Source organism: Pseudarthrobacter sp. L19 (assembly GCF_050859435.1).
In the GTDB taxonomy this organism is placed as follows: Bacteria; Actinomycetota; Actinomycetes; order Actinomycetales; family Micrococcaceae; genus Arthrobacter.
In genome coordinates, this window is sequence record NZ_CP193935.1 from 2,167,771 (window position 1) to 2,180,571 (window position 12,801).

The window sequence follows — 12,801 nt, forward strand, 5'->3', positions numbered from 1 at the left end:
CGTGCTCACCGGTCCCACCGCGGCGCCGGCGCTGGTACGGTGGCCGCTGTGAGCACCGTTGACAAGGCCCCGCAGGAAACCGCCGACTGGATCATCAGGGACGCCACGGACCACGACTGGCCCGGCATCTGGGAAATCCTGGAGCCGGTGATCCGTGCCGGTGAGACTTTCACCTGGGACCGGGACACCACCGAGGACGTTGCGCGGGCCAAGTGGGTCAAGACGGCGCCGGGCCGGACCTTCGTGGCCGTGGGCACTGCGGAGCGCGACGGCGTCGTGCTGGGCACGGGGGAACTGCACGCCAACCAGGGCGGCGGCGGGAGCCACGTGGCGAACGCGGGCTACATGGTGCGGGCCGGGTTTGGCGGCCGTGGCCTGGCCCGCGCGCTCTGCGCCTACTCCCTCGACGCCGCCCGCCGGGAAGGCTTCCGGGCCATGCAGCTCAACGCTGTGGTGGAGACCAACGTCAGGGCGGTCGCCGCCTGGCAGGGCATGGGCTTCATCGTTCTGGCCACCATTCCGGAAGCCTTCCAGCACCCGGAGCGCGGGTTCGTGGGTCTGCACGTGATGCACCGGATGCTGTAGGCAGGTCCGCTCCCACGCAGGCTTTCCCGCTTGTCCGGCAATTCCGTCTAGCTGCCCGCGCCGTCCTGCCATAGCGCGTGGAGCCGGGGAAGGCCGCCTCGTATCCGGCCAGTAGCCTCGCGGCCAGCTCCTCGGAGTCGACCAGCGGATGGCGGGCGAAGGCCGCCAGCGCCGCTTCCCTACGTGCCGATCCGGAGCTGGCGCCGGGACCGCCGTCCCCGCCCGCGCCGCCGGTGTCGTTGCTTGCCGGAATGCCCTTCCCTGAGCCCGGCCCCGGCGTCGTGGCCCGGACCACCAGCCGCTCGACCTCTTTCACCCGGCGCATCAGGTCCAGCTGCGCCGGGGCCGGCCGGTCCTGGGCCATGGGCACGACGCCGTCGGCGCCGACCCGGCACGGCACCTCGACGACGGCGTCCCCCGGCAGGCCCGGAATCGCGGCACCCCCGCTCCCGGCATCCGGCAGGGTGTTGGGGACGTTGAGGATCAACTCCGTCGCCGGGCCGCCGGAGAGCGCCCGCATCAGGGCCAGCGCCACCCGCTCGTACCCGCCCCCGGCGAGATCCTCCTCGTCCCGCTGTTCGCCGCCGGGCCGGGCCTCGGCGAGGTAGCCCTCCTCACGGGACCGGCGCGCTGCGTCCCACAGCGCATAGGCCTCTGCCCCCGCCGCAGCCAGCCGCGGGTACAGCCCGGCCTGCTGCCGGTGGATGGACTCGCCGCGGGTCTCCGTCGCGGACCGCATCGCGGCGGCGGCCTGCTCCGTGGCGTAGTAGTAAAAGAGGTACTCGTTGGGCAGGCAGCCCAGCCCGGCCAGAAGCTCCGGGGAAAACAGGCGCCCCTCCTCGAACCCGGCCAGAGCCCGCGGATTCGCCAGCAACTCCGGCAGGTGGTCCCGGCCGCCGGCCTCAAGCCGGTACAGCCAGCCGAGATGGTTCAGCCCGTAATAGCCCACCCCCGCCAGAACGCCGTCCGGCAGCGCTGCCCCGGCCGCGCGCGCCGCCCGATGGGCCAGGCCGCCGGCGGAATCGCAGATCCCCACCACCTTCGGGCCCAGGACCGGCACGAGGGCCTCCGTCACCATCCCGGCAGGGTTCGTGAAGTTGACCAGCCAGGCCCCGGGGCACAGCCGGCGCATGGCCTCGGCGAGCTCAAGCATCGGAGGGATGCTCCGCAACGCGTAGGAGATGCCGCCCGCGCCGGTGGTTTCCTGTCCCAGCAGCCCCAGGCCCTGGGCCACCCGTTCGTCCGCCACCCGACCTGCGGTTCCGCCGGGGCGGATGGCCGCGAAGACCATGTCCGCCCCGGCGAGGGCCACCTCCAGGGACGTGGACGTCCGCACGGCAGGGACCTGCGCAGAGCCCGGAAGCTGGGCACGGAAGGAGGCCAGCACCGCCCCGATGACCTCCAGCCGGTGCGCATCGACGTCGTACAGCACGCACTCGTCCACCAGCCCGGCGTACGGGCCGGTGCAGAGCGCCCGGTAAATGAGCGGCACCCGGAACCCGCCGCCGCCGGCAACCATGAGCCGCATGCCAGCAGTGTAGGCCCGTCCGCCGGTGGCAGGGGAGGGCCGGCCGAAAGACGCTACCGGGAGCGGGCCGGCCGGCGTACCCTGCGGTGTATGGACGCGATTCCAGCGCCGCGTTTTGACCCGCTTGCCACCGTCCGTGCCCCGGCGGCCCTGGGATTCGACGTGCTGATGACGGGCACCGTGTTCCAGGACATCATTTTCACCGGACTCCCGCACGCTCCGCGGCCGGGCACCGAGATCTGGAGCGAGGGCATGGGCAGCTGCCCGGGCGGAGTGGCGAACCAGGCCATCGCCGCGGCCCGGCTGGGCTTGAGGACGGGACTCGCCGCGGCCTTCGGCGACGACGGATACGGCGAGGAGAACTGGAAGATCCTGGCCGGGCAGGAGCATGTGGACCTCTCGCTGTCCCGCCGTATTCCCGGCTGGCACTCGCCCGTCACCGTGTCCCTCAGCGTGGAAAAGGACCGGTCCATGATTACCCACGGCCACCCGGCGCCCGTGTCCGCCACAGAACTGATCGGGTCACCGCCGCTCGCCCTCGCCGCCGTCGCCGACCTCTCCGAGGAGATGGAACCGTGGGCGGTGGCCGCCCACCGGGCCGGCGTCCGGCTCTTCGGCGACGTCGGCTGGGACCCCACGGAAACCTGGGCGCGGGCGCGGCTGGAGAACCTGCGCTACTTCCACGCTTTCCTGCCCAATCAGGAGGAGGCGATGGCCTTCACCGGCAAGGACAACCCGTGGGCGGCGCTCTACGCGCTCGCGGACCGGGTGCCGGTGGCCGTGGTGACCCTTGGCGCGCAGGGTGCCATGGCGGTGGACTCGGAGAGCGGCGAGGAGGAATGGGTGCCGTCGTTGCCCGTCACCGCCTTCGATCCCACCGGCGCCGGCGACTGTTTTGCCGCGGCGTTCATCGTGGGCTGCCTGGCTGGCTGGCCGTTGGGGGACCGGCTGCGCTTCGCCAATCTCTGCGCCGCCCTGGCCGTGCAGCACGTGGGAGGTTCCCTCGCCGCGCCGGGCTGGGGTGACGTGGCCGACTGGTGGCAGCGGGCCAACGCCCGGAAGGAACGGCAGGGCAGCCAGTGGCTGCGCCGCTACCGCTTCCTCGAGGAAATTGTGCGCGACGTCCCGCCGGCGGCGCGGCGCCGGGCCGCGGCGACCATCGCGCACCTTTCGGACGCGTAGGACGGCTGGGTCACGTAGGACGGCCGGGACCCAGGCCGGGAGCCCGGCCCCCGAATTCAGCCGCGTCCGGGGCCACCCGTAGAATCGTTAGGTGATATCCCCAGCAGCATCAGGTGAGTCCCAGCCGTCCGAGGACGCCGCGCCGGCCCGCGCGGAGGAACGGTCGGCGGTCATCGACCTCGCCGCGGTCCGGCACAACGTCCGGCGGCTCGCCGCCGTCGCCTCCCCGGCGAAGGTGATGGCCGTGGTCAAGGCGGATGCCTACGGTCACGGCGCCATCCCGGTGGCCCGCGCCGCGCTCAGCGCCGGCGCCAGCTGGCTGGGCGTGGCCCACATCTCCGAGGCACTCGCCCTCCGCGCCGCTGGCATCGACGCGCCGCTGCTGGCCTGGCTGCACACCCCGGACAGCAACTTTGCCGCCGCGGTCGCCGCCGGGATCGACATCGGCTGCTCCGGCTGGGAGCTGGGCCGGATAGTCGCGGCGGCCCGCGAACAGGAACGCCCCGCCCGGGTTCATCTCAAGGTGGACACCGGCCTGGGCCGCAATGGTGTGACCCTCGCGGCGTGGGATTCGCTGCTCGGGGAGGCCCTCGAGTACCAGGACCAGGGCCTGCTGCGCGTGGTCGGGATCTTCTCCCACTTGGCCGTCGCGGACGAGCCCGATCGGCCGGAAACCGACGCGCAGCTCGCCGCCTTCCGCGACATCCTGGCCATGGCCCAGGATGCCGGCGTCGACCCCGAGGTCCGCCACCTTGCGAACACCCCTGCCACCCTGTCCCGGCCGGACACGCACTTCGACCTGGTCCGGGTGGGGCTGGGCATCTACGGCCTCTCGCCCTTCGAGGACCAGGGCGCCGAGGACGTGGGCCTCCGCCCCGCCATGACCCTGCGCACCGTGGTGGCCCACTGCAAGGACGTCCCCGCCGGCCAGGGCGTCTCCTACGGCCTGAACTACCGCACCGCCGGGCCCAGCACCCTGGGCCTCATCCCGTTGGGCTACGCCGACGGCGTCCCGCGGGTGGCTACGGGCGGACCCGTCCGGGTGGCGGAGAGGACCTACCCGGTGGTGGGCCGCATCGCAATGGACCAGATGGTGATCGACCTCGGGCCGCTGGACGTCTCGGCGGGCGGCACGTCGTTGCTGGGCGAGGAAGCCGTCCTGTTCGGCGACGGCGCTGACGGCGGCCCCACCGCCGAGGACTGGGCCCGCGCCGCCGGCACCAACAACTATGAGATCGTCACGCGGATCAGCACCCGGGTGCCGCGCCGCTACATCAACGAGGCCCCCGATGCCGACGGCGGGGAGTCGCTGTGAGCGCGCCGGTGTGGGAGCGCAGCGTCGAGGTCGCCACCGCCGCCCAGACACAGGCGCTGGCCGCCGCCCTCGGCGCCGAACTGCGGGCGGGGGACCTCCTGGTGCTCACCGGGGAACTCGGCGCCGGCAAGACCACCTTTACTCAGGGCCTGGGTGAGGGGCTCGGCGTGCGCGCCGGCATCATCTCCCCGACGTTCGTGCTGGTCCGGATCCACCCCAACCTGCCGGACGGACCGCGCCCCGGCGGTCCGGACCTGGTCCACGTGGACGCCTACCGGCTGGAGTCCGCCGCCGAGATCGACGACATCGACCTTGAAAACACCATGGACTCCGCGGTGACCGTGGTGGAGTGGGGCCGGGATCGGGTGGAACACCTGAGCGAGAGCCGCCTGGAAATCGACCTGCACCGCCGGCTGGGAAGCGGCCCCGGCGGAGGCCACGAGCCCGCCCCTCAAACGGACACCGCCCCGGAGGGCGTGCTCGACTTCGAAGACGAGGACGACGACGAACCCCGCACCGTGGTCTTCCGCGGCTACGGCCCGCGCTGGACCGAACCTCCCGCGGCCCTGATGGGCGGCCCGGCCGCAACGCGCAACCAGGAAGAGGACTAGATGCTGATTCTCGCCATCGACACCTCGGCGGTTGCCAGCGCGGCCCTCGTCTCCGACGATTCCCTCGAGTCCGTGGTGGGCTGCTTCGCCACCGAGGACACCCGCAGCCACGCCGAGGTCCTCGCCCCCGGCATCGCGAGGCTCCTGACCGGGGCCGGCCTCACCGGCGCCGACCTCGACGCGGTGGTCGCCGGCGTCGGCCCCGGACCTTTCACCGGCCTCCGCTCGGGGATCGTCACCGCCCGGACCCTCGCGAACGTCTGGGGCAAACCCCTGTACGGCATGATGAGCCTGGATGCGATCGCCCTCGAGGTGGCCGAGTCCATCGACAGCGCCGCCGAGTTCCTGGTGGCCACCGACGCCCGGCGCCGCGAGGTGTACTGGGCCCGCTACACCCTGGCCGCCGGGCAGCTGCCCAAGCTCGCGGACGGACCCCATGTCGGCTTCGCCTCCGAGTTGCCGGACCTGCCGGTCTACGGTGCCGGTGCCGGGCTGTACGCCGACCAGGTGCGCGCCGTCGCCGGTTTCGCCGAACGACAGCCCGAGGCGGTGTCCCTGGGCCAGTTCGCCCTCGCACGCCTGGCCGCCGGGGAACAACTGCCCGACACCACGCCCCTCTACCTGCGCGAATCCGACGCCCAGGTGCCCGGCCCGCGGAAGCGCACACTGTGACCGCCGGGGCAGCTGCCGCCGGGTCCGGACCCGCCCCCGGGGGCGTGACCCTGCGGCCCATGACGGCCGCGGACATCCCGGCCGTCCACGCCCTGGAGGTCCGGCTTTTCCCCGTGGACGCGTGGCCGTTGCAGATGTTCAGCGACGAGCTCTCGCAGACCGACACCCGCCATTACCTCGTGGCCGAGGCCGACGGCGGGATCGTGGGCTACGCCGGACTGATGTGCATCGAGCCCATCGCGGACGTCCAGACCATCGCCGTCGTCCCCGAGCAGGAGGGCCGCGGGATCGGCTCGGCCCTGCTGACCCGGCTGATCGCCGAGAGCCGCCGGCGCCGCGCCGCTGACGTGCTGCTCGAGGTCCGGGCCGATAACCCGCGCGCCCAGCAGCTCTACCGGCGCTTCGGCTTCGAACAGATCCACATCCGGCCGCGCTACTACCGCGACGGCGTCGACGCCCTGATCATGCGGCTGACGCTGACCGGCCCGGAAACCCCGGGCCACACGCCGGACGATTACCCTGAGGAGACAGGCCAGGCATGAACAACGCTCCGCACAGCCAGCAGCCGCTGGTGCTCGGCATCGAATCCTCCTGCGACGAGACCGGCGTCGGCATTGTCCGCGGCACCCGCCTGCTGGCCAACACCGTGTCCTCCTCGATGGAGGAACACGTCCGCTTCGGCGGCGTCATCCCCGAGATCGCCTCCCGCGCCCACCTCGACGCCTTCGTTCCCACGCTGACCGAGGCGCTCTCCGCCGCGGACGTGGCCCTGGACGACATCGACGCGATCGCCGTGACCTCCGGACCCGGCCTGGCCGGGGCCCTGATGGTGGGGGTCTGCGCGGCCAAGGCGCTGGCCGTGGCCACCGGGAAGCCGCTCTACGCGATCAACCACCTGGTGGCGCACGTCGGCGTCGGGCTGCTGGACACTGACGGCGCCGGCGGTCCCGGCCAGCCGGCAGCCCTGCCCGACAACCTCGGTGCCCTCCTGGTCTCCGGCGGACACACCGAGATCCTGCGCATCCGCAGCATCACCGACGACGTGGAACTGCTCGGATCGACGATCGACGACGCCGCCGGTGAGGCCTACGACAAGGTGGCCCGCCTGCTGGGCCTGGGCTACCCCGGGGGCCCGGCCATCGACAAGCTGGCGCGCACGGGCAACCCCAAGGCCATCCGTTTCCCCCGCGGGCTCAGCCAGCCCAAGTACATGGGGACCGCGGAGGAGCCCGGCCCGCACCGTTACGACTGGTCTTTCAGCGGCCTGAAAACCGCCGTCGCCCGCTGCGTCGAACAGTTCGAGGCCCGCGGCGATGAGGTGCCGGTGGCCGATATCGCCGCAGCTTTCCAGGAGGCGGTGGTGGACGTCATCACGGCCAAGGCGGTGCTCGCTTGCCGCGAACACGGCATCACGGAGCTGCTGCTGGGCGGGGGAGTGGCGGCCAATTCCCGGCTTCGGCAACTCACCGAGCAGCGCTGCACCTCGGCCGGAATCCGGCTGACCGTGCCGCCGCTGAGCCTCTGCACGGACAACGGTGCCATGGTGGCCGCCCTCGGGGCGCAACTGGTGATGGCCGGAACTGCCCCCAGCGGGATCGGCTTTGCGCCGGACTCGTCGATGCCGGTCACGTCCGTCTCGGTCTGACCCGGCGGAGGGGTCGAGGCGGCGGGTCTCGCCGGAATTCCGGCCGGACCACTCCGTCGGGCGGGAGGCGTCAGGCCGCCGGGCCCTGCCGCATCTGCCCCACTCCGTCGGGCGGGAGGCGTCAGGCCGCCGGGCCCTGCCGCATCTGCTTGACCAGGTCCAGGACGACGGCGCGCAGGTCGCCGCCGTGCTCGGCGGCGATGCGACGCTGCCGCTGGTAGCCGGCCCCGCGGTCGATGATTTTCGCGACGTCGCCCAGTTCGGCGGCGCAGCCCAGCTGCTCGGCGATCGGGGCGAGCCGGTCCAGGGTTTCCCGAAGGTGGTCCGTGACGAGCTGTTCGTTCCCCTCGGCGTCGAGGATGATGATCGCGTCCAGGCCGTACCGGGCGGCCCGCCACTTGTTTTCCTGCACGTGCCACGGCGGCATGGTGGGGATGGTCCCGCCGTTGTCCAGGATGGTGGAGAACTCGTGGACCAGGCACTGGGTCAGGGCCGCGATAGCGCCGACCTCCTCCAGGGTGGCCAGGCCGTCGCAGATGCGCATCTCGATGGTGCCGAGGTTGGGCACGGGCCGGATGTCCCAGCGGATCTCGGAGAGGGCGTCAATCACTCCGGTGGTGAACATGTCCTGGACGTAGGACTCGTAGTCCTCCCAGCTGCCGAACTGGAACGGCAGGCCCGCGGTGGGCAGTTGCTGGAACATCAGGGCCCGGTGCGAGGCGTAGCCGGTGTCCTCGCCGCCCCAGAACGGGCTGGAGGCGGAGAGGGCCTGGAAGTGCGGGAAGTAGTTGACCAGGCCGTCCAGCACGGGCAGGACCTTGTCGCGGCTGTCCAGGCCGACGTGGACGTGGACGCCATAAATCACCATCTGCCGGCCCCACCACTGGGTGCGGTCGATCAGCTTCGCGTAGCGTTCCTTGTCCGTCACCGGCTGCAGCTGCGGCGGGCTGAACGGATGGGAGCCGGCGCAGAAGACCTCCACGCCCATCGGATCCGTGACCTCACGGAGCGCGGCGAGGGAACCCGCCAGGTCCGCCTTGGCCTCGGCCACCGTGGTGCAGATCCCCGTGACGAGCTCCACCGTGTTGAGCAACAGCTCCTGCTTGATGTGCGGGTGCTCGTCGTCCTCGTTGAGTTCCGGGTGCCGGGCGGCGACGCCGCGCAGCACTTCCTTGGCCACCGAGGCAAGCTCGCCGGTCTCGGCGTCGACGAGGGCCAGCTCCCATTCGACGCCGAGTGTTGACTGCCTGGATGAAGCGAACTCGATCTTCATGCGGTCCCTTCGCTGTAGTGGCGGCGCTCGCCGGTGGTTATGTGCGCCGTCACCGCAGCCGGGGCGGCGAGCGGGGGTATGGCAACAATGTCCCAAGTCTAGTGCAGGGGTAGCATCGAGCTGGTGGTCAAGTTACAGCTGATGCGTGAGAGTCTTCACAACCGGAACCTGTTGCCCGTGACCGCGGCGCTGCTGGCGGGGCTCGTGCTCCCGGCTGCCGGATGTTCCTCTCCTGCCACTCCCGACGCCGGCACACCGGGGCCAGCCGGGCACCCCACGGCCCCGTCCGCACAGCCCCTCGGCTGGGGACCCGAGCAGGCCGACGCCGACGCCGCCGCCAAGGCGGTGGCGGGAATGTCCCTGGAGCAGAAGGCGGGCCAGGTCCTGCTGGCCTCCTTCGCCGGGCTCGACGTCGAGGCGCACGCCAAGACGGTGGAACGGCTGCACCTGGCCGGGTCGATCGTGATGGGCGACAACGTTCCCGCGACGGCGACCGGCCAGGTGGACACCAGCGCCATGCGCGCTGCCACCGACCGGCTGCAGCGGGCGGCCCGTGCCGACGGCCGTATTTGGCCCGGCCTGATCGGCGTCGACCAGGAGGGCGGGCTGGTGGCCCGCCTGCGCGCCCCGCTGACCGAATGGCCGGCCCCCATGAGCTACGGCGCCGCCGGCAGCGACCCGCTGGCCGCCGATGCCGGGCGGGCCCTCTCGGCCGAATTGGCAGGGGTGGGCTTCAACGTCGACTTCGCCCCGGCGGCGGACGTGACCATGGGACCGGCGGATCCCACGATCGGGGCCCGCTCGTTCTCCGGCAGCCCGGATACGGCGGCCGCCGTCGGCACCGCGTTCTCCAAGGGCATGCTGGATGCCGGCGTGCTGCCCGCGGCCAAGCACTTTCCCGGCCACGGCTCCGTCAGCGTCAACTCGCACCAAGGCCTCCCCGTCCAGGGCGCCAGCCTGGACCAGCTCCGGGCCCGTGACCTCAAGCCGTTCCAGGCCGCGATCGACGCGGGTCTGCCCATGGTCATGACCGGCCACATCGCGGTGCCCGCCCTCCAGCCCGGAGTCCCCGCCTCCGTCTCGGCAGCCTCCTATGCCGAACTGCGCCGCATGGGGTTCAAGGGCGTGGCAATCACCGACGCCATGAATATGGGCGCCATAACGGAGCAGTTCCCCAACGATTCGGCCGCGCCCCTGGCACTCGCGGCGGGGGCGGACCTGATCCTGATGCCCGCCTCGGTGGACACCGCGCACGCCGCCATCGTCTCCGCCGTCCGCAACGGCAGCCTGCCGGCGGCACGCCTGGACGAGGCCGCGCGCCGCGTCGTGACCATGCAGCTCTGGCGCGGACGCAGCCAGCCGTCCCATGCCTCGGCGCCCGGCAGCGGCTCGGCCCTTTCCGAGAAGGTCTCCCAGGAAGCCATCACGGTGCTGTCCGGGCCGTGCAAGGGTCCGATCGTGCCCGCGAGCGTCCGGTGACCGGCGGGACGGAGCAGGACCGGGCCCGCTTCGCCGCCGCCGCCCGGCAGGCCGGCATCGGCGTCGGGGCCGGCCCGGTGGTGGCGCTCATCGGCTACGGCGAGGGCCCCGTGACCGCCGACGTCGCGGTGGCCCTCGACGCGCCCTGGCCGCTGGAAAAGTCCGCTGCCCCGGCCAAAATCGCCCTCTACGGCCGGAGTCAGGAGGCCTTCGAAGCCCTAGCGGCGGTGTTGGCCGGCAAGGCAACGGCGCCGGGGAAACTCCCGGTGGCCGTGGGCGCGCAGGGCCCGGGGGCCGGCTGCAAATAGGCGCTTCACGCAGGGGCTGTACAGCCGCTGGATGAGCGGCTGGACCCTGCAGCAGTCCCTACGCCCGGTACCGTCCGGCCCAGTGGCGTTTAATGGAGCGGTGCCTATCCTGAACAAAGACATGACGCTGTGTATCTCGCTCTCGGCCCGCCCGAGCAATAACGGGACGCGCTTCCACAACCGCCTGTACGAGCAGCTCGGCCTGAACTGGATCTACAAGGCCTTCGCCCCCACGGACCTGGGCCAGGCGATCGCCGGGGTCCGCGGGCTGGGGATCCGCGGCTGTGCCGTGTCGATGCCGTACAAGGAGGACGTGATCGCCTTGGTGGACGTCATGGACCCGTCCGCGAAGGCCATCGACTCGGTCAACACGATCGTCAACGACGGCGGCACCCTCACGGCCTACAACACCGACTACACCGCCATCGAACAGCTCCTGCAGCGCAACGCCGTGCCGGTGGACTACTCCGTCTGGCTCCGCGGTGCCGGCGGCATGGCGAAGGCAACGGCGGCAGCGCTGCGCGACGCCGGGTTCCGGGACGTCACCATCATTGCCCGCAACGAGGACGCCGGCCGGGCACTCGCCGACCTCTACGGTTTCGCCTGGCGCGCCGACGTTCCGGCCCAGGGTGACGGGGTGGACCCCGCCGCGCTGCTGATCAATGTCACGCCCATCGGCATGGCGGGCGGCGCCGAGGCGGACGCCCTGGCCTACCCGCAGTGGGCGGTGGAGGCGGCCGAGGTGGTGTTCGACGTCGTCGCCCTTCCCGCCGAGACGCCGCTGATCAAGGCCGCGCGGGTCGCCGGGAAGAAGGTCATCACCGGCGCCGAGGTGGCCACCATCCAGGCGCTGGAACAGTTCGTCCTGTACACCGGCATCCGGCCCAGCGTGGAGCAGGTACGGGCCGCCGAGGAGTTCATGCGCGCCCAGTAACGGCGCCGCCGGCGCTACAGAGCGCTACGGGGCGACCGGCCGTACCGCGACGGCAACCCGTTCCTCGCCGATCCGGGTGAGGACCAGGGTGGCTTTGTTCTTGGCCTGCTTCGCGGCCCGGCCGCCCGGCAGCAGTTGCCGGCGCAGTTCCTCCGGGGTCACGGCCACGCCGCGCTTCTTGATCTCGAGTACCCCGATTCCGTTTTCCCTGACCCAGGCCTTGAGGGCCTTGACGTTGAGCGGCATCACCTCGAGGACCTCGTAGGCCCGTGCGAACGGGGTGTCCTGCAGTTCGGGGGCGCAGATGTAGGCGATGTGCTCGTCCACCAGGTGTCCGCCGAGCCGGAGCGCGACGTCGGCCACGAGTCCGGCGCGGATCACGGCCCCGTCGGGTTCGTAGAGGTACCCGGACACCGGGCCTACGGGGGCCGCCGGGCCGCCGTCGAAGTCCTCGGCGCTGGTGAGCTCCGCCGCCCCCCGCGGGCCGAGCACCAGAGCGGCGCGGCGGATGCCCGGGCGGCGGACGGCGTTGAACCACAGGGCCACCTCGGTGACGTCGCCGCCCACCGAAACCCACTGTGCCTCGCAGTCCGCGGGGATCGCGGGGTGGGGGATCCCGGGGCCCATCTTCACGCCGACGGCGCGGCCGGAGGCGGCCAGCGACTCGACAAAGGACAGGGGCGGGGAGAAGTCCTCCGGGTCCCAGAGCCTGGTAGTGCCCGAGGTGGACGTGGTCCGGCGGGCCGGATCCAGCCAAACCCCGTCGATCCCGTCCAGGGGCACGGATTCCGCGTCGGCGTGGACCACGGTGGCGTTCCGGAACGGGATCAGGTTCATCGTGGCGCAGGCAGCGGTGGTCTCATCCAGCTCCACCGCGGTCACCCTCAGGTCCAGGGACGCCAGGGCCATCGCATCGGCGCCGAGGCCGCAGCCCAGGTCCGCGACGTGGGTGACCCCCGCCTCCGCGAAGCGCTGGGCGTGCCGGGCAGCGACCGTGAGCCGCGTGGCCTGCTCCAGGCCGGCACGGGTGAAGATCATCTGCCGGGCGAATTCGCCGAACTTGGCCTCCGCCTTGGTCCGCAGCCGGGACTGCGTCAAGGCCGCGGAGACCAGATCCGCCGGGTGACCTGCCTTGCGGAGCGCCGCGTTGAGCTGGAACGCCTCCTCCTCGCGGTACGGGCCCAGCGAGGACAACAGTTCCCACCCCGCCGGATTGAGCAGTGGTGCGATCTGGTCCTGCGGTGTCTCAGCCATGCCATCGATCGTAGT

The 12,801-nt window shown here is 72.0% G+C and carries 13 protein-coding genes; 10 read left to right on the top strand and 3 right to left on the bottom strand.

Annotated elements, in window-relative coordinates; translation table 11 throughout:
• The first annotated feature begins 48 nt into the window (after positions 1 to 48).
• On the top strand, positions 49 to 585 hold the full coding sequence (locus ACRQ5B_RS10340) for a GNAT family N-acetyltransferase (protein WP_432393665.1): 537 nt from the start codon (positions 49 to 51) through the stop codon (positions 583 to 585).
• On the opposite strand, the gene ACRQ5B_RS10345 is transcribed toward ACRQ5B_RS10340, so the two are convergent.
• Positions 500 to 2,113 (bottom strand): 6-phospho-beta-glucosidase, encoded by a 1,614-nt coding sequence (locus ACRQ5B_RS10345; protein WP_432393666.1) that lies wholly within the window; start codon positions 2,111 to 2,113, stop codon positions 500 to 502. The two genes, ACRQ5B_RS10340 and ACRQ5B_RS10345, sit on opposite strands and share 86 nt — an antisense overlap.
• A 90-nt stretch (positions 2,114 to 2,203) precedes the next feature.
• Between ACRQ5B_RS10345 and ACRQ5B_RS10350 the strand changes: the two genes are divergently transcribed.
• The 6 genes from ACRQ5B_RS10350 to tsaD all read left to right on the top strand — a co-directional run bounded on the left by ACRQ5B_RS10350 (position 2,204) and on the right by tsaD (position 7,538).
• Positions 2,204 to 3,295 (top strand): carbohydrate kinase family protein, encoded by a 1,092-nt coding sequence (locus ACRQ5B_RS10350; RefSeq protein WP_432393668.1) that lies wholly within the window; start codon positions 2,204 to 2,206, stop codon positions 3,293 to 3,295.
• A 91-nt stretch (positions 3,296 to 3,386) separates the two neighbouring features.
• The gene (gene alr / locus ACRQ5B_RS10355) at positions 3,387 to 4,610 is read left to right on the top strand and encodes an alanine racemase (protein ID WP_432393669.1); all 1,224 of its coding nucleotides are present in this window, start codon (positions 3,387 to 3,389) and stop codon (positions 4,608 to 4,610) included.
• A complete protein-coding gene (gene tsaE, locus ACRQ5B_RS10360) occupies positions 4,607 to 5,221 on the top strand; it encodes a tRNA (adenosine(37)-N6)-threonylcarbamoyltransferase complex ATPase subunit type 1 TsaE (RefSeq protein WP_432393670.1) in 615 nt (204 codons plus the stop codon). The genes alr and tsaE overlap by 4 nt, the downstream gene beginning before the upstream one ends.
• Complete coding sequence (tsaB, locus tag ACRQ5B_RS10365) at positions 5,222 to 5,893, top strand: tRNA (adenosine(37)-N6)-threonylcarbamoyltransferase complex dimerization subunit type 1 TsaB (protein WP_432393672.1); 672 nt, start codon at positions 5,222 to 5,224, stop codon at positions 5,891 to 5,893.
• The gene (rimI, locus tag ACRQ5B_RS10370; RefSeq protein WP_432393674.1) at positions 5,890 to 6,435 is read left to right on the top strand and encodes a ribosomal protein S18-alanine N-acetyltransferase; all 546 of its coding nucleotides are present in this window, start codon (positions 5,890 to 5,892) and stop codon (positions 6,433 to 6,435) included. The genes tsaB and rimI overlap by 4 nt, the downstream gene beginning before the upstream one ends.
• Positions 6,432 to 7,538 carry a tRNA (adenosine(37)-N6)-threonylcarbamoyltransferase complex transferase subunit TsaD gene (tsaD, locus tag ACRQ5B_RS10375; protein ID WP_432393676.1) on the top strand — a complete coding sequence of 369 codons (1,107 nt, stop codon included), beginning with the start codon at positions 6,432 to 6,434 and terminating at the stop codon, positions 7,536 to 7,538. The genes rimI and tsaD overlap by 4 nt, the downstream gene beginning before the upstream one ends.
• 121 nt (positions 7,539 to 7,659) lie before the next feature.
• Here tsaD and ACRQ5B_RS10380 read toward each other — a convergent pair whose 3' ends face one another.
• Complete coding sequence (locus tag ACRQ5B_RS10380) at positions 7,660 to 8,811, bottom strand: glutamate--cysteine ligase (protein WP_432393678.1); 1,152 nt, start codon at positions 8,809 to 8,811, stop codon at positions 7,660 to 7,662.
• A gap of 141 nt (positions 8,812 to 8,952) precedes the next feature.
• Between ACRQ5B_RS10380 and ACRQ5B_RS10385 the strand changes: the two genes are divergently transcribed.
• From ACRQ5B_RS10385 to ACRQ5B_RS10395, 3 genes are all read left to right on the top strand, one after another.
• Entirely contained in the window at positions 8,953 to 10,290 is a 1,338-nt protein-coding gene (locus ACRQ5B_RS10385) for a glycoside hydrolase family 3 protein (RefSeq protein WP_432393679.1), read from the top strand.
• Positions 10,287 to 10,598 carry a hypothetical protein gene (locus ACRQ5B_RS10390; RefSeq protein WP_432393681.1) on the top strand — a complete coding sequence of 104 codons (312 nt, stop codon included), beginning with the start codon at positions 10,287 to 10,289 and terminating at the stop codon, positions 10,596 to 10,598. The genes ACRQ5B_RS10385 and ACRQ5B_RS10390 overlap by 4 nt, the downstream gene beginning before the upstream one ends.
• A 100-nt stretch (positions 10,599 to 10,698) precedes the next feature.
• Positions 10,699 to 11,532, top strand: a complete 834-nt coding sequence (locus ACRQ5B_RS10395; protein ID WP_432393683.1) for a shikimate 5-dehydrogenase — start codon at positions 10,699 to 10,701, stop codon at positions 11,530 to 11,532.
• 24 nt (positions 11,533 to 11,556) lie between these two features.
• Here ACRQ5B_RS10395 and ACRQ5B_RS10400 read toward each other — a convergent pair whose 3' ends face one another.
• Positions 11,557 to 12,786: a THUMP-like domain-containing protein gene (locus ACRQ5B_RS10400; protein WP_432393685.1), complete on the bottom strand. Its 1,230-nt coding sequence runs from the start codon at positions 12,784 to 12,786 to the stop codon at positions 11,557 to 11,559.
• Positions 12,787 to 12,801: the final 15 nt, after the last annotated feature.

Coding starts and splice junctions, on each gene's coding strand:
- ACRQ5B_RS10345 (WP_432393666.1), bottom strand. CDS start 2,113: ATGCGGCTCATGGTTGCCGGCGGCGGCGGGTTCCGGGTGCCGCTCATT.
- ACRQ5B_RS10350 (WP_432393668.1), top strand. CDS start 2,204: ATGGACGCGATTCCAGCGCCGCGTTTTGACCCGCTTGCCACCGTCCGT.
- tsaB (WP_432393672.1), top strand. CDS start 5,222: ATGCTGATTCTCGCCATCGACACCTCGGCGGTTGCCAGCGCGGCCCTC.
- tsaD (WP_432393676.1), top strand. CDS start 6,432: ATGAACAACGCTCCGCACAGCCAGCAGCCGCTGGTGCTCGGCATCGAA.
- ACRQ5B_RS10380 (WP_432393678.1), bottom strand. CDS start 8,811: ATGAAGATCGAGTTCGCTTCATCCAGGCAGTCAACACTCGGCGTCGAA.
- ACRQ5B_RS10385 (WP_432393679.1), top strand. CDS start 8,953: ATGCGTGAGAGTCTTCACAACCGGAACCTGTTGCCCGTGACCGCGGCG.
- ACRQ5B_RS10400 (WP_432393685.1), bottom strand. CDS start 12,786: ATGGCTGAGACACCGCAGGACCAGATCGCACCACTGCTCAATCCGGCG.